The 14,022-nt window shown below is 72.2% G+C and carries 14 protein-coding genes; 6 read left to right on the top strand and 8 right to left on the bottom strand.

Translation table 11 applies throughout. The features are described 5' to 3' along the window. The first annotated feature begins 30 nt into the window (after positions 1 to 30). Positions 31 to 768 carry a hypothetical protein gene (locus tag AC3X7Z_RS10865; protein ID WP_186341318.1) on the top strand — a complete coding sequence of 246 codons (738 nt, stop codon included), beginning with the start codon at positions 31 to 33 and terminating at the stop codon, positions 766 to 768. A gap of 40 nt (positions 769 to 808) precedes the next feature. Continuing rightward, on the top strand, positions 809 to 1,003 hold the full coding sequence (locus tag AC3X7Z_RS10860; RefSeq protein WP_186341317.1) for a hypothetical protein: 195 nt from the start codon (positions 809 to 811) through the stop codon (positions 1,001 to 1,003). A 19-nt stretch (positions 1,004 to 1,022) separates the two neighbouring features. Here AC3X7Z_RS10860 and sucD read toward each other — a convergent pair whose 3' ends face one another. Together sucD and sucC are read right to left on the bottom strand one after the other, a co-directional pair. Beyond that, positions 1,023 to 1,904 carry a succinate--CoA ligase subunit alpha gene (gene sucD, locus AC3X7Z_RS10855; RefSeq protein WP_489975912.1) on the bottom strand — a complete coding sequence of 294 codons (882 nt, stop codon included), beginning with the start codon at positions 1,902 to 1,904 and terminating at the stop codon, positions 1,023 to 1,025. A 17-nt stretch (positions 1,905 to 1,921) separates the two neighbouring features. Next, the gene (gene sucC / locus AC3X7Z_RS10850) at positions 1,922 to 3,091 is read right to left on the bottom strand and encodes an ADP-forming succinate--CoA ligase subunit beta (RefSeq protein WP_186341315.1); all 1,170 of its coding nucleotides are present in this window, start codon (positions 3,089 to 3,091) and stop codon (positions 1,922 to 1,924) included. Positions 3,092 to 3,219: 128 nt separating this feature from the next. On the opposite strand from sucC, the gene AC3X7Z_RS10845 reads away from it, so the two are divergent. Both AC3X7Z_RS10845 and AC3X7Z_RS10840 read left to right on the top strand, forming a co-directional pair. Beyond that, a complete protein-coding gene (locus tag AC3X7Z_RS10845; protein WP_489975911.1) occupies positions 3,220 to 4,554 on the top strand; it encodes a cryptochrome/photolyase family protein in 1,335 nt (444 codons plus the stop codon). Between the two features lie 208 nt (positions 4,555 to 4,762). Next, on the top strand, positions 4,763 to 5,530 hold the full coding sequence (locus tag AC3X7Z_RS10840) for a M23 family metallopeptidase (RefSeq protein ID WP_206054515.1): 768 nt from the start codon (positions 4,763 to 4,765) through the stop codon (positions 5,528 to 5,530). 37 nt (positions 5,531 to 5,567) lie between these two features. Here AC3X7Z_RS10840 and pcrA read toward each other — a convergent pair whose 3' ends face one another. The 6 genes from pcrA to AC3X7Z_RS10810 form a co-directional block, all read right to left on the bottom strand. Continuing rightward, positions 5,568 to 7,925 (bottom strand): DNA helicase PcrA, encoded by a 2,358-nt coding sequence (pcrA, locus tag AC3X7Z_RS10835; RefSeq protein WP_489975910.1) that lies wholly within the window; start codon positions 7,923 to 7,925, stop codon positions 5,568 to 5,570. A 36-nt stretch (positions 7,926 to 7,961) separates the two neighbouring features. After that, complete coding sequence (locus AC3X7Z_RS10830; RefSeq protein ID WP_489975909.1) at positions 7,962 to 8,315, bottom strand: hypothetical protein; 354 nt, start codon at positions 8,313 to 8,315, stop codon at positions 7,962 to 7,964. A gap of 10 nt (positions 8,316 to 8,325) precedes the next feature. Next, positions 8,326 to 8,784 carry a universal stress protein gene (locus AC3X7Z_RS10825; RefSeq protein ID WP_489975908.1) on the bottom strand — a complete coding sequence of 153 codons (459 nt, stop codon included), beginning with the start codon at positions 8,782 to 8,784 and terminating at the stop codon, positions 8,326 to 8,328. Position 8,785: 1 nt separating this feature from the next. Next, a complete protein-coding gene (locus AC3X7Z_RS10820; RefSeq protein ID WP_489975907.1) occupies positions 8,786 to 10,201 on the bottom strand; it encodes an APC family permease in 1,416 nt (471 codons plus the stop codon). Between the two features lie 67 nt (positions 10,202 to 10,268). Beyond that, positions 10,269 to 10,934 (bottom strand): LuxR C-terminal-related transcriptional regulator, encoded by a 666-nt coding sequence (locus AC3X7Z_RS10815; protein WP_186341308.1) that lies wholly within the window; start codon positions 10,932 to 10,934, stop codon positions 10,269 to 10,271. After that, a complete protein-coding gene (locus AC3X7Z_RS10810) occupies positions 10,931 to 12,289 on the bottom strand; it encodes a PspC domain-containing protein (protein ID WP_489975906.1) in 1,359 nt (452 codons plus the stop codon). Before AC3X7Z_RS10810 ends, AC3X7Z_RS10815 begins: the two co-directional genes overlap by 4 nt. Positions 12,290 to 12,432: 143 nt before the next feature. Between AC3X7Z_RS10810 and AC3X7Z_RS10805 the strand changes: the two genes are divergently transcribed. Together AC3X7Z_RS10805 and AC3X7Z_RS10800 are read left to right on the top strand one after the other, a co-directional pair. Then, complete coding sequence (locus AC3X7Z_RS10805; RefSeq protein WP_489975905.1) at positions 12,433 to 13,626, top strand: PspC domain-containing protein; 1,194 nt, start codon at positions 12,433 to 12,435, stop codon at positions 13,624 to 13,626. Between the two features lie 11 nt (positions 13,627 to 13,637). Further along, on the top strand, positions 13,638 to 14,021 hold the full coding sequence (locus AC3X7Z_RS10800; RefSeq protein ID WP_186341305.1) for a hypothetical protein: 384 nt from the start codon (positions 13,638 to 13,640) through the stop codon (positions 14,019 to 14,021). Position 14,022 lies beyond the last annotated feature (1 nt).

Genomic DNA, 14,022 nt, shown 5'->3' with positions numbered 1-14,022 from the left:
CTTTCCGCGCGCCGCGGCGTCTCACCCCTCATGAGGCACCGCGCACGGCTCGTCACCGTCGCGCTCGCGTGCGCGCTCGCGCTGTCGGCGTGCCGGGGCGAGTCGCCCCCCGTCCCGTCGACCGGGGCCGCACCCACGTCGGTGGCGACCGGGCCGGGGGCCGCGATCCCCGACGACTTCCCGCTCTCGGCGGGCATGGGCGGCCCGCGCGACGACGTGCCCACCTCCCGCACCGGGACCGGGCTGCGTGACCTCGACCTGTGCGGCACGTCGCCGCTGCGCGGGCTCGTCGTCCGCGACCGGATGGTGGCCGACAACAGCGGCGGCGAGTCGGCCGACACCCGCGACCTGGTCGTCCTCCCGGCGCCCGGCGACGCGAGCCGCCTGGCGGAGGACATCGCCGAGCTCGCGACGGGGTGCGAGCGGGCGGACGTGTCGGGCGACTCCGGCGACTCGGGGGACTCGGGGGACTCGGGCGGAGCGGGCGGAGCGGGAGACATGGAGACCCGCACCCAGGTGCTCGCCTCGCCCTTCGGCCCGCGCCCGGCCGCGACGCTGCTGCAGACCTACCGCGTCGACGGACGGGCCGGCGACGGCGCGACCGTCGTGCACGTCGTCCCCGCCGGGGCGGCGCTGCTGGTCACCTCGACGTACGGGCAGTGGACCGAGGACGACGTCGACCGCGCGGTCGCCCGGACGGTCGCGCCACTGCGCGAGACGGTCGCGGCGCTGACGACGTTCGCCGAGCGGTCGGCGGGCCGCGACTGATGCGCCCGGCAACACGGTGTCCACGAGAACGGGGAGAACGGTGTCCATTCCTTCGACGCTGACCAGCTCGGCCTGCCCGACCCTGCCGTCGCCGCGACGTCCCAGCGCGGTCGCACCGGTGCGCCTGCTGGGCGCGCACGTCCTGTGGCGGCTGCTGTGGCAGGCGCACCGGCCCGCCTTGCACGTGAAGACCACGACGGCCCCGCAGGTGGACCTGCGAGGCCGTCTGGAGTGAGCCCGGGGGCCCCGATGACTCAGAGTCCCTGGAGGATCTCCCGCATCAGCGCGGCGGTCTCGGACGGCGTCTTGCCGACCTTGACCCCGGCGGCCTCGAGGGCCTCCTTCTTCGCCTGCGCGGTGCCCGAGGAGCCCGAGACGATGGCGCCGGCGTGGCCCATGGTCTTGCCCTCGGGGGCCGTGAAGCCGGCGACGTAGCCGACGACCGGCTTGGTCACGTGCTCCTTGATGTAGGCCGCGGCCCGCTCCTCGGCGTCGCCGCCGATCTCGCCGATCATCACGATCGCCTTGGTCTCCGGGTCGTTCTCGAAGGCCTGGAGCGCGTCGATGTGCGTGGTGCCGACGATCGGGTCGCCGCCGATGCCGATGGCGGTGGTGAAGCCGAAGTCCTTCAGCTCGTACATCATCTGGTAGGTCAGCGTGCCCGACTTCGACACCAGGCCGATCGGGCCCTTGCCCGCGATGGTGTGCGGCGTGATGCCGGCCAGCGACTCCTCCGGCGTGATGATGCCGGGGCAGTTGGGGCCGATCATGCGGGTCTTCTTGCCCTCGAGGTAGGCCACGACCTCGGCCGTGTCGAGGACCGGGACGCCCTCGGTGATCACCACGAGGAGCGGGATCTCGGCGTCGATGGCCTCGATGCAGGCGTCCTTGGTGAACGCCGGCGGGACGAACGCGACCGACACGTCGGCGCCGGTCTCCTTCATCGCCTCCTCGACGGTGCCGAAGACCGGGAGCTCCTTGCCGCCGAGCTCGACGGTCGTGCCGGCCTTGCGGGCGTTGACGCCGCCGACGATGTCGGCGCCCGACTCGACCATGAGGGTCGTGTGCTTGGCACCCATGCCGCCCGTCATGCCCTGGACGATGATCTTGGAGTCCTTGTTGAGGTAGATGCTCATCTGTTCAGTTCTCTCTCTCAGGCCTGGTGGGCGAGCTCGGCGGCCTTGTCGGCCGCGCCGTCCATCGTGTCGACCTGGGTGACCAGCGGGTGGTTGAGCTCGTCGAGGATCGCGCGACCCTTCTGCACGTTGTTGCCGTCGAGGCGTACGACGAGCGGCTTGGTGGCGCTGTCGCCGAGGATCTCCAGCGCGCCCTTGATGCCGTTGGCCACCTCGTCGCAGGAGGTGATGCCGCCGAAGACGTTGACGAAGACGCTCTTGACCTGCTCGTCGCCGAGGATCACGTCGAGGCCGTCGGCCATCACCTGGGCGTTGGCGCCGCCGCCGATGTCGAGGAAGTTGGCGGGCTTGACGCCGCCGTGCGCCTCGCCGGCGTAGGCGACCACGTCGAGGGTGCTCATCACGAGGCCCGCGCCGTTGCCGATGATGCCGACCTGGCCGTCGAGCTTGACGTAGTTGAGGCCCTTGTCCTTGGCCTTCGACTCGAGCGCGTCGGCCTCCTCGCGGATCTCGAACTGCGCGTGGTCGGGGTGACGGACCTCGGAGGCGTTGTCGTCGAGCGACACCTTGCCGTCGAGAGCCTCCAGCTTGTCGCCCTCGAGGCGGGCCAGCGGGTTGACCTCGACGAGGGTGGCGTCCTCCTCGACGTAGACCTTCCACAGGTTCTGGACCATCTCGATGGCCTGGTCGCGCAGCTCGGCGGGGAACTTCGCCTCGTCGACGATCGCGGCGGCCTTCTCGGGGGTGACACCCTCGAGCGCGTCGATGCGGATCTTCTTCACCGCGTCGGGGTTGGTCTTGGCGACCTCCTCGATCTCGACGCCGCCCTCGACCGAGGCGATGCACAGGTGCGAGCGGTTGGAGCGGTCGAGCAGGAAGGAGAAGTAGTACTCCTCCACCGGCGGGGTCGCGGGGGTGACCAGGACGCGGTTGACCCGCAGGCCCTTGATCTCCATGCCGATGATGTCGCGGGCGTAGGACTCCGCCTCGTCGGCGGTCTTGGCGATCTTCACGCCTCCGGCCTTGCCGCGGCCGCCGGCCTTGACCTGGGCCTTGACGACGGTCACGCCGCCCATCTCCTCGGCTGCGGCGCGAGCAGCCTCCGGGGTCTCGGCGACGACACCCAGGGTGGTCGTTACTCCATGCTTGGCGAAGAGCTCTTTCGCCTGAAATTCCATCAGGTCCACGAGGTGACCGATCCTTTTCGTCTGCGAACAGTGGCGGGATATCCCTCTCGGCACCCTAGACCTCATCGGCGTGGTGGCACGAGGTCAGGTGGAGTGGCGGTGCTCACGCCCGGGCTACGGTGAGGAGCATGCCCACCTCGGACCGGGACGCGCGCTCGAGTCTCATGTGGTTCCGCCGCGACCTGCGGGTGCGCGACAACCCGGCGCTGCTGGCGGCCCTCGAGGAGGGCACCACGACGGCGCTCTTCGTGGTCGACCCCGCCCTGTGGGCGGGGTCGGGCCCCGCCCGGCGGGCGTGGCTCGCCGCCAACGTGCTGGCCCTGGCCGAGCGCATCCCGCTGACCATCCACCACGGCGACCCGCGCGAGGTCGTGCCCCGGGTGGCCGCCGGCCGGCGGGTGCACGTCGCCGCCGAGACGACCCCCTACGGCCGTCGCCGCGACGAGGCGGTGGGCCGGGAGGTCGAGCTCGTCGCCACCGGATCGCCGTACGCCGTCGGTCCCGGGCTCGTGCGCAACGGCAGCGGCGGGCCCTACCAGGTGTTCAGCGCCTTCGCCCGGGCGTGGCGCGAGCACGGCTGGCCGGAGCCGGCCCCCACGCCCCGCTCCCCCGCGATCGAGCCGGGCCAGTCCGACCCGCGCGCGCTCGGCCTGCTCGAGGACGCGGTGGCCGGCGCGCCGTTCGACCTCCCCCCTGCCGGCGAGGACGCCGCGTGGCGGCGCTGGCGGGCGTTCCGCGACGCCGGCCTGCACGACTACGACGTGGCGCGCGACCGTCCCGACCACGACGGCACGTCGCGGCTCTCGCCCTACCTGCACCTCGGGGTGCTGCACCCCCGCTCCCTCCTCGAGGAGGTCGCGCACACCTCGACGTACGCCACCGAGCTGGCGTGGCGCGAGTTCTACGCCGACGTCCTGTGGCACGCCCCGGGGTCGGCGTGGGCCGACCTGCGCCCCGCACTGGCGGGCATGCGCTACGACGACCCGGAGGACGCCGTCGAGGCGTGGCGCACCGGCACCACGGGCTACCCGGTCGTCGACGCCGGGATGCGCCAGCTGCTGCACACCGGGTGGATGCACAACCGCGTGCGGATGATCACCGCCTCGTTCCTCACCAAGGACCTGCACGTGTGGTGGCCCGTCGGCGCCCGCCACTTCCTCGACCTGCTCATCGACGGCGACGTCGCGTCCAACAACCACGGCTGGCAGTGGGTGGCCGGCACGGGCACCGACGCCTCGCCCTACTTCCGCGTCTTCAACCCGGTCACCCAGGGCCTGAAGTTCGACCCGGACGGCGACTACGTGCGCTGCTGGGTCCCCGAGCTCGCCCACCTGCCGGGGCGGGCCGCCCACGAGCCGTGGAGGTCCGACGTGGGCCACGAGCACGACTACCCCGTGCGGATCGTCGACCACGCCGAGGAGCGGCGCGAGGCCCTCGAGCGCTACCAGGCCGCCCGCCGGTGAGGAGACCGTCCGTTTACCGACCGCCGGACCGGGGTATGTGGCCAGATTCCGTCAAGGGTTGCACTTTCCCGTGATGTTTCCGTTACAGTCGGGCGCGGTCTAGCCGACCCGAACCCCCCTGACGATCCGGCAGATTGGTAATTCCTTCATGGGCAACCACCGAGCGGAGCGCGCTCCCAAGCGCCGCACCTCGGCATCGGCTGCACCCGTGAGCGGCAAGCGGCGCGCCACCCCGGCGCCGCGCCGTTCCCTGGTGCGGCTGCCGTCCGTCCCGCTCGTGGCCGGTGTCGCCGTCCTCGCGGTCTCCGCCACCGCGGCCGTCACCGGTGCGGGGGCCGGCGTCACGACGCTGGCCTCGACGGGCTCGACGGTCGGCTCCACCCAGGCCATCGGTGCGGCCGCCGGGCAGGCGCTCTCGCGCCGCGGTCCCCTGGTCAGCCGCGGCGACATCCGCGACTCCGGCAGCGAGGAGACCGACCCCGAGCTGGTCGCCCTGGCCGAGAAGCAGGTGGCCGAGTACGCCGCCAAGCTCAAGGAGATGCGTCAGGCCGCGGAGAAGCAGGCGGCGAAGATCAAGGAGAACAAGTGGGTTCTCCCCCTCGACAGCTACGGCATCACCGCCACCTTCGGCCAGTACGGCCTCTGGGCCAGCTACCACACCGGCCTCGACTTCAACGCCAACACCGGCGACCGGATCCTGTCGGTGGCCAACGGCACGGTCACCTCGACGGGCTACGACGGCGCCTACGGCAACAAGACCGTCGTCACCCTCGATGACGGCACCGAGATCTGGTACTGCCACCAGACCTCGATCTACGTCTCGGTCGGCGACCGCGTCAACGGCGGCGAGGTCATCGGCACCGTCGGCACCACCGGCCACGTCACCGGCTCCCACCTCCACCTCGAGGTGCGTCCCGGCGGCGGCGGACCGGTCGACCCGTTCCAGGCCTTCGTCGAGCACGGCATCGTCCCCTGACCGACCGCCGTCTCCGGGGACCGGACGAGCCGCGGGGCTAGAGCTTCTCGACCGGGGCGTAGCGCAGCAGCAGTCGCTTGACGCCCTCGGAGCCGAAGTCGATGGACGCCACGGACTTCTCGGCCGCGCCCTCCACGGCCACGACCGTGCCCATGCCGAAGGAGTCGTGCACGACCCGGTCGCCCGGGTCGAGGCTGGGGATCGCGCGCGCCGGCTTGGCCTTGTAGGCCGCGTCGGCGCGCAGCGCCGCCGAGCTGAAGTTGCGGCGGCCCGCGTCGGTGGGGGTGCCCAGGCGCGTGGACCCGCCGGTGAGGTCGGTGCGGCCCCACCGGGTCTGCTCGGCCGCCGTGCGTCGCCAGTCGACGAGGTCGACCGGCAGCTCGTCGAGGAAGCGGCTGGCCGGGTTGTGGCTCGGCGCCCCCCAGGCGGAGCGGACGAGGGCGCGCGAGACGTAGAGCCGCTGCTGCGCGCGGGTGAGGCCGACGTAGGCGAGGCGGCGCTCCTCCTCGAGCTCGGGCTGGTCGCCCAGCGAGCGCTGGTGCGGGAACACGCCGTCCTCGAGGCCGGTGACGAACACCACGGGGAACTCCAGGCCCTTGGCGGTGTGGAGCGTCATCAGCGTCACCACGCCCGTGTCGTCGCCGTCGGGGGTGTCGGGGATCTGGTCGGCGTCGGCGACCAGCGCCACCCGCTCCAGGAAGTCGCCGAGGCCCACCGCGACCGTGCCGGCCTCCACCTCCGCCGGGTCGGCGCTGGGACCGGGCTGGGGGTCCTCGGCGAACTCGCGGGCGACGGCCACGAGCTCGGCGAGGTTCTCCACGCGGGTGCCGTCCTGCGGGTCGTCGCTGGCCTCGAGCTCGGCGAGGTAGCCCGAGCGCTCGAGCACCGACTCGAGGATGACGTCGGGGCGCTCGTCGGCCTCGACCATCGACTGCAGCTCCTGCACCATCGCGACGAACCCCTCGATGTTGCGCAGGCTGCGCGTGGCCAGGCCGGGCGCGTCGGCGGCGCGGGTCAGCGCCTCCCAGAAGGTGATCCGGTCGCGCTCGGCCAGGGCCGCGATGCACGCCTCGGCCCGGTCACCGATGCCGCGCTTGGGGGTGTTGAGCACCCGGCGCAGCGAGATCTCGTCGGCGGTGTTGACCAGCATCCGGAGGTAGGCCAGCGCGTCGCGGACCTCCTTGCGCTCGTAGAAGCGCACCCCGCCGACGACCTTGTAGGGCTGGCCGGTGCGGATGAACACCTCCTCGAAGACGCGCGACTGGGCATTGGTGCGGTAGAACACCGCGACGTCGGCGGGGCGTACGCCGGCCTCGTCGGCGAGCCGGTCGATCTCCTCGCTGACGAAGCGCGCCTCGTCGTGCTCGTCGTCGGCGACGTAGCCGACGATGCGGGCGCCCTCCCCCGCGTCGGTCCACAGCCGCTTGGGCTTGCGCCCGCGGTTGTTGCCGATGACGGAGTTGGCGGCGCTGAGGATGGTCTGCGTCGAGCGGTAGTTCTGCTCGAGCAGGATCGTCGTCGCGTCGGGGAAGTCCTGCTCGAAGTCGAGGATGTTGCGGATGTCGGCGCCGCGGAAGGCGTAGATGGACTGGTCGGCGTCGCCGACGACCATCAGCTCGCTCGGCTCGACCTGCTCGGAGCCCTGCTCCTCGAGGGACTGCCCGCACAGCTGCTGGATCAGGCTGTACTGCGCGTGGTTGGTGTCCTGGTACTCGTCGACCAGGACGTGCCGGAAGCGCCGGCGGTAGTTCTCCCGGACGTCGGGGAAGGCCTGCAGCAGGTGGACCGTCGTCATGATCAGGTCGTCGAAGTCGAGGGCGTTGGCCTCGCGCAGGCGCCGCTGGTAGTGGCTGAACGCCTTGGCGTAGGCCTCCTCGAAGGAGTTGCGCGCCTCCTTGGCGGCGTCCTCGGCGTCGCGCAGCTCGTTCTTCTGGTCGGAGACCCAGTGGAGCACCGCGTTGGGCTGGTAGCGCTTGGGGTCGAGCTCGAGGTCGCGCAGCACCAGCGTCATCAACCGCTTGGAGTCGGCGGCGTCGTAGATCGAGAAGTTGGACTTGAAGCCCACCCGGTCGATCTCCTTGCGCAGGATGCGCACGCACGCGGAGTGGAAGGTCGAGACCCACATGATGCGCGCGCGCTTGCCGACCAGCTCCTCGACGCGCTCCTTCATCTCGGCCGCGGCCTTGTTGGTGAAGGTGATCGCCAGGATCGAGCCCGGGTGGGCCTTGCGCTCGTTGATCAGCCACGCGATGCGCCGCGTCAGCACCCGTGTCTTGCCCGAGCCGGCGCCGGCGACGACGAGGAGCGGCGCGCCGGCGTGGGTCACCGCCGCTCGCTGCGGCTCGTTGAGGCCGTCGAGGAGCGGGTGGTCGATCAGTGCGTCAGTGGGGCTCATGTCCTCCCCAGCCTATGCGGGAGGGGGGACACCCGATCAGGCGTGGGTGGGGGCCCAGAAGACGGCCACGCCGATGTTGACGACCGTCAGGGCGAGCAGACCGAGGCAGAGGCCCTGCGGGATGCTCGGCTTGCGCATGTTGACCATCACCAGCACCAGGATGACCAGGCCGATGCCGAACTTCACGGCGATCTTGGCGTGGTCGGGCGAGGCCACCTGCTCCAGCACGCCGACCAGCAGCAGGCCGGCGACGAACGCCAGGCCCGCGCCGTCGCGCATCAGCGGGTTGACCGTCTTGGTGTCGCTGCGCAGCTGGACGAGGAGCCCGCCGAGCAGCGCGGCGTAGCCGAGGATGTGGGCGAACAGCAGCACCAGGCGCAGGGTCTCCATGCGGCGCACCCTACCGATCGCTCTTGCGCCTCCGGGGCCTGGGGGCGGGCCGCACGACGAGCACGGGGCACGGCGCGTAGTGCTGGACGCGTTGAGCGGTGCTGCCGACCAGGACGCTGTCGCTGAGGCCCCGTCCACCGGCCGCCACCACGACCAGCCCCGCGTCGTACTGCTTGGCCGCCTTGATGATCTCGTTGGCCGCCGAGCCGCTGCGGATGCGCTTGTGGACCTTCGGTCCCCAGCCCTCGAAGACGGCGGCGATGGCGTCGACCGCGTTCTGCGCGGCGTCGCGGAAGGAGCCGTCGAACCCCCGCTCGGAGACGTCGTCGGCGAAGGCCACCGAGGCGAGCGGTCGCAGCACCGCGATCACCGAGATGTCGGTGATCTTCGCGGGGTCGGCGAAGGACTTGAGGTGCTTGGCGGCGGCCAGGGACTGGCGTGAGCCGTCGGTGGCGACGATGACGTGCATGTCAGGCTCCCTTCACGGCGCCGGTGTCGGCGGAGTCGGGGTTGCGCGACCCGAACACCTTCTCCACAACGTAGAGGATCCCGCCGAGTCCGACGAGGGCCGCGCACCAGATCAACGAGGACGGGTCGGTGACGACCACGTAGCCGAGCAGCACGATGTTGCCGACGAGTCCCAGCACGAGCAGGACGCTCGGCGCACGGAACGTGTCGTCGGACTCGTCCTGCCCGCGCAGCTTGAAGCAGGAGATGATGACGCCGGCGTAGACGGCCAGCAGCAGCGCCACGGTCACCGAGGCCAGGCGGCTCACGATGTCGACGTCGAGACCGATGCGGCCCAGCACGTCGCCGGCGACCACCAGGCCGATGACGACGGCGGCGCTGAAGACCAGGGCGACGTAGGGGCTGCGGCGCGAGCTGTGGATCTTGCCGAACGCGGCGGGCACGACGTCCTCGCGGGCCATGCCGTAGAGGATGCGCGACTGGGTGACGACCTGGACGAGCGTGGTGTTGGTGATGGCGACCATCGCGATGATCGCGAAGATCAGCGTCATGGCGGTGACTGACAGCGGCAGGATGCCGGCCTTGACGACCTCGAGCAGGGCGGCGTCGGACTCGGCGAGGGTGTCGATCGGGACCGTGAGGGCCGCCGACATCGACACCAGCACGTAGATCACGCCCGCGGTGGCCATGCCGCCGATCAGCGCGATCGGGAAGTTCTTGCTGGGGTCGACGGTCTCCTCGGCGACGTTGGCGACGTTCTCGAAGCCGGTCATCGCGAAGAACGACAGGGCGACACCGGCGACGATCGCGAAGATGACGTTGTCGCCGGTCGAGAAGTCGCCGAGCGCGGAGAAGTCGGCCTTGCCCTGCCCGATGTAGATGATGGCGATGACGACCACGATGACCAGGCCGATGATCTCGACGAAGGTCATCAGCATGTTGGCGACCACCGACTCGGTGATGCCGATGAAGTTGAGCAGCGCGAGCAGCAGGATGAAGGCGATCATCACCAGCAGGGCGGGCGGCGCGTCCCAGACCTCGGCGACGTACTGCGAGAAGCCGGCCGCGAGCGACCCGGCGGCGGCGAAGGTGGCCGACAGGTAGGTCACCGTGGTGAGGAACGTCAGCGGTTTCTTGCCGAACGCCTTGTTGACGTAGAGCGAGGCGCCGGCCGCCTGGGGGTACTTCGTGGCGAGCTCGGCGTAGGCCAGGCCGGTGAAGCCGGCGACCGTCACACCGACGGCGAAGGCGGCCCAGAAGGCTCCGCCCACCTCGCCGGCGACGGAGCCGATGAGGACGTAGATGCCGGAGCCCAGCACGTCTCCGAGGACGTAGAAGAACAGGAGGCGACCGGTGATCGACCGCTTGAGCCCGCCGTCGTCGTCGGCGACGGTCGCGGGGGACGCAGTGTCTGCCATTCCCCGACCCCAGCGCCTCGGCGAGGGCTTTGTCAATCGCCGCCCACCCGGACGGGCGCGGTGCCGCTCAGAGCAGGCGGCGGTCGGAGGCCCACTTGGTCAGCTCGTGGCGACTCGACAGCTGGAGCTTGCGCAGCACCGACGACATGTGGGTCTCGACCGTCTTGACCGAGATGAAGAGCTCCTTGGCGACCTCCTTGTAGGCGTAGCCGCGGGCGATCAGGCGCATCACCTCACGCTCGCGCTCGGTGAGGCGGTCGAGGTCCTCGTCGACGGCGGCGACGTCGATGGAGCCGGCGAACGCGTCGAGCACGAACCCGGCCAGCCGCGGGGAGAACACCGCGTCGCCGCCCGCGACGCGCAGGATGGCGTCGACGAGCTCGGGGCCCGTGATCGTCTTGGTGACGTAGCCGCGCGCACCCCCGCGGATGGTGCCGATGACGTCCTCGGCGGCGTCGGAGACCGAGAGCGCCAGGTAGAGGGTGTCGGGCGCCGGATGGCGCCGCATCACCTCGACGCCGCCACCGCCGGGCAGGTGCACGTCGAGCAGCACCACCTGCGGCTGCAGCTCGCGCACCACGGCGACCGCGGCGTCGGCGTCGGCCGCCTCGCCGACGACCTCGACCAGCCCCGCACCGCTCGCGGCGAGCTCGGCACGCACCCCGGCGCGGAACATCGCGTGGTCGTCGACGAGGACGACGCGCACGGGACGCTCTGGGCTGGCCTGGTTCATCGGGTCTCCTCGCGGTCGGGCGGGCTGTCGTGCGGGCGGTCGTGCGGGCGGTCGTGCCGGTGGGGAGCGCGCGGCATGTGCAGGCGCACCTCGGTCCCCTCACCGGGTGCCGAGCGTACGTCCGCGCTGCCGCCGTGGCGCGCCAACCGGTCCACGATGCTGCTGCGGACGCCGTGGCGGTCGGCGGCGACGGCGCCGGGGTCGAAGCCGGCGCCGCGGTCGCGCACGAACACGTCGACGGCTCCCGGGGTGGTCTCGGCGTAGACGTCGGCACGCTGGGTTCCGGCGTGCTTGGCGGCGTTGACCACGGCCTCGCGGGCCGCGAGGACGACGGGGCGCAGCGACTCGTCGAGGTCGCAGTCGCCGACGGTGACGACGTCGACGACGACGGGGTGCTGCGACTCGACGTCGGCGGCCATCTCCTTGAGTGCACCGGCGAGCGTGGTGGTGTCGGGGGTGTCGGCCTCGAAGAGCCACTGGCGCAGGTCGCGCTCCTGCGAGCGGGCGAGCCGGGCGACGGTGGTGGCGTCGTGGGCGTTCTTCTGGATGAGCGCGAGGGTCTGGAGCACCGAGTCGTGCAGGTGGGCGGCCATGTCGGCGCGCTCCTGGGTGCGCACCCGCTCGGCCCGCTCGGCGCCGAGGTCGTTGACCAGGCGCAGGACCCACGGGCCGACCACGATGGCCAGGCCGAGCAGCCCCAGCAGCCCCGCGACCACGACGGGGACCGCGATCGTCGCGCGGCCGGCGAGGGCGAAGACGACGAGCGCGGTGACGATGAGTCCCAGCCCGGCCGCGATGCGGCCGTAGGCGGCCCAGCCGCCGTTGCCGAAGATCGCCCGGAACGGGTCGATGCGGCCCGAGGAGTCCATCCAGCGCTCGCGCTGCGCCTCGTCGGCCTGGCGCCAGAGCAGTCCGACGCCGGCGATCGCGAGGACCACCGGCCAGAACAGGGCCCCCTGGCCGAACAGGGCCTCGACGCCGAGCACCACGCCGAGGAAGAGGGCGCCGAGCGCGACCGCGGGCCCGGCGTCGCGCAGCAGCGAGCGGCGCCCGGGACGCTTGCCGGTGCGGGTCGCGCTCTCCAGGCCGGGAGCGCCGACCTCGAAGTGCTGACCGGCGGGCAGGAACACCCACAGGCCGGCGTAGAGGATGAGTCCGAAGCCGCCGAGGAACGCGGTCGCGACGAAGAACCCCCGCACCCAGAGCACCGGCAGCCCGAGGTGGCGCGCCAGGCCCGAGGCCACCCCGCCCACCAGGGGTGCGGAGAGGTCGCGGTAGGCGCGGCGCGGCTCGTCCGGGTGGGACGGACGGGACGGGCGGGCGGCCGGGCGGGCGGGGGGCGGGGGATGGCTCATCGTGGCTCCATCGTCGCAGGCGCGCAGGGCCGCGACCATGAGGTTCGACCCCGAGCCGACCCTGACCCCCACCCCGGGAGCCACCGCACGGATCAGGGCTGTCCCCGATGGTGGCGGGCGGCGCACGCGGGGAGAGTGGAGCCATGGACGACGTCAACCCCTCCGCCGAGCAGCCCGCCCCGGCCACCCCTCCCCCGTCGGGCCCTCGCGTCACCCGCGACGAGATGAAGGATCTCGGCCGGCTCCGGCGCAGCGTCACCGACCGGTACGTCGCGGGCGTGGCCGGCGGCATCGCCCGCCACCTCGACATCGACCCGATCATCGTGCGCGTGGCGCTGGCGGTGGGGGCCTTCTTCGGCGGCGCCGGACTCATCGTCTACGTCGCGGTCTGGCTCCTGGTGCCCGAGGAGGGCACCGCCGACGAGCCGCTGGGCCTCGATGAGCGCAACCGGACGATCGCCCTCGGCGCCGCCGGCGTGCTCGCCCTGGTCGCCGCGCTCAGCGACTGGGCCGGCGCCTTGTGGTTCCCGTGGCCGCTGGCGATCGTCGCCGCCCTCGTGGTGTGGTTCCTGCACCGCAAGCAGCCGGGGTCACCGCCCCCACGCGCCGGCACCACGTACGCGGGGCCCATGGAGCCCACGGCCTACGCTCCCCCGCCGGAGCCTGCCTGGGCACCCCCCACCGACCCGGCGTGGACGTCCTACGCCCGCACGCCGCGACCGGAGCCGCGCACCCCGCGCCGGCGCGGGCCGATCCTGTTCTGGTTCACCCTTGCGTTGATCGCGCTGGCCGAGGGCGTCCTCGGCGTGGTCGACGTCGCCGGCGGGACGGTCGCGGACAGCGCCTACCCGGCGCTGGCGCTCGGCATCACCGCCGTGATGCTGGTGCTCGGCTCGTTCTGGGGTCGCGCCGGAGGCCTGATCCTGCTGGGCCTGGTGGCGGCGATCACCACCGCCGTGACGACCGTCAACAGCACCATCGGTGACGAGAACCGCTACGTCGCCCCGACCACCGCCGCGGGCGTCGAGGACACGTACGACTTCGGGGGCGGCCGGTTCACGCTCGACCTCTCCGGGGTCTCCGACGTCGACGGGCTCGACGGCCGCGACGTCGCGATCGACGCGGTCGGCGGGCAGGTCGACGTGATCGTGCCCGAGGGGATGGACGTCGACGTCCGGGCCGAGGTGGTCGGTGGCAGCGCCGTGGTCTTCGGCCAGCGCAGCGGGGGCTTCGCCATCAGCCAGGAGGGCTTCGTCGACGGCGGCGACGGCGTCCCCGACATGTCCATCACCATCGACCTGGTCGGCGGCGAGGTCGTCGTCCGCGAAGCGGCCTGAGGAGCACTGCCATGAGCGACAACGAGAACCAGAACGACCACCGGAACGACGAGCTCCGCCCCGCGGGACTCGACGCGTTCTCCTACGACACCGGCGCCCCGGTGGACGCCACCGCCGGGCCGGACGCCTGGCCGACGGCGTACGACGAGCCGATGACCGGCCCTCTCGACGCACCCGCCCGCGCCACGGGCCTGCACCCGGTCAACGTCGGCCAGCTCGTGATGGGCGTCGCCTTCGCCGGCATGGTGGTGGTGTGGGCGCTCCTGCAGGGCGACGTGGTGGAGACCCACCAGCTGCGCTGGCTGATGCCGATGCCGTGGCTCGTGGCCGGCGCCGCCGGGCTCGCCGCCACCGTCTGGCCCACCGGGCGAGGGCCGGCGCGCTCCCAGCCGTGAT

Source organism: Nocardioides sp. Z24_21 (assembly GCF_058134345.1).
The sequence above is the reverse complement of the archived record's forward strand: the minus strand, read 5'-3'. Positions and strand labels throughout refer to the sequence as shown.

Coding starts and splice junctions, on each gene's coding strand:
- AC3X7Z_RS10865 (WP_186341318.1), top strand. CDS start 31: ATGAGGCACCGCGCACGGCTCGTCACCGTCGCGCTCGCGTGCGCGCTC.
- sucD (WP_489975912.1), bottom strand. CDS start 1,904: ATGAGCATCTACCTCAACAAGGACTCCAAGATCATCGTCCAGGGCATG.
- AC3X7Z_RS10845 (WP_489975911.1), top strand. CDS start 3,220: ATGCCCACCTCGGACCGGGACGCGCGCTCGAGTCTCATGTGGTTCCGC.
- pcrA (WP_489975910.1), bottom strand. CDS start 7,925: ATGAGCCCCACTGACGCACTGATCGACCACCCGCTCCTCGACGGCCTC.
- AC3X7Z_RS10830 (WP_489975909.1), bottom strand. CDS start 8,315: ATGGAGACCCTGCGCCTGGTGCTGCTGTTCGCCCACATCCTCGGCTAC.
- AC3X7Z_RS10825 (WP_489975908.1), bottom strand. CDS start 8,784: ATGCACGTCATCGTCGCCACCGACGGCTCACGCCAGTCCCTGGCCGCC.
- AC3X7Z_RS10820 (WP_489975907.1), bottom strand. CDS start 10,201: ATGGCAGACACTGCGTCCCCCGCGACCGTCGCCGACGACGACGGCGGG.
- AC3X7Z_RS10815 (WP_186341308.1), bottom strand. CDS start 10,934: ATGAACCAGGCCAGCCCAGAGCGTCCCGTGCGCGTCGTCCTCGTCGAC.
- AC3X7Z_RS10810 (WP_489975906.1), bottom strand. CDS start 12,289: ATGAGCCATCCCCCGCCCCCCGCCCGCCCGGCCGCCCGCCCGTCCCGT.
- AC3X7Z_RS10805 (WP_489975905.1), top strand. CDS start 12,433: ATGGACGACGTCAACCCCTCCGCCGAGCAGCCCGCCCCGGCCACCCCT.
- AC3X7Z_RS10800 (WP_186341305.1), top strand. CDS start 13,638: ATGAGCGACAACGAGAACCAGAACGACCACCGGAACGACGAGCTCCGC.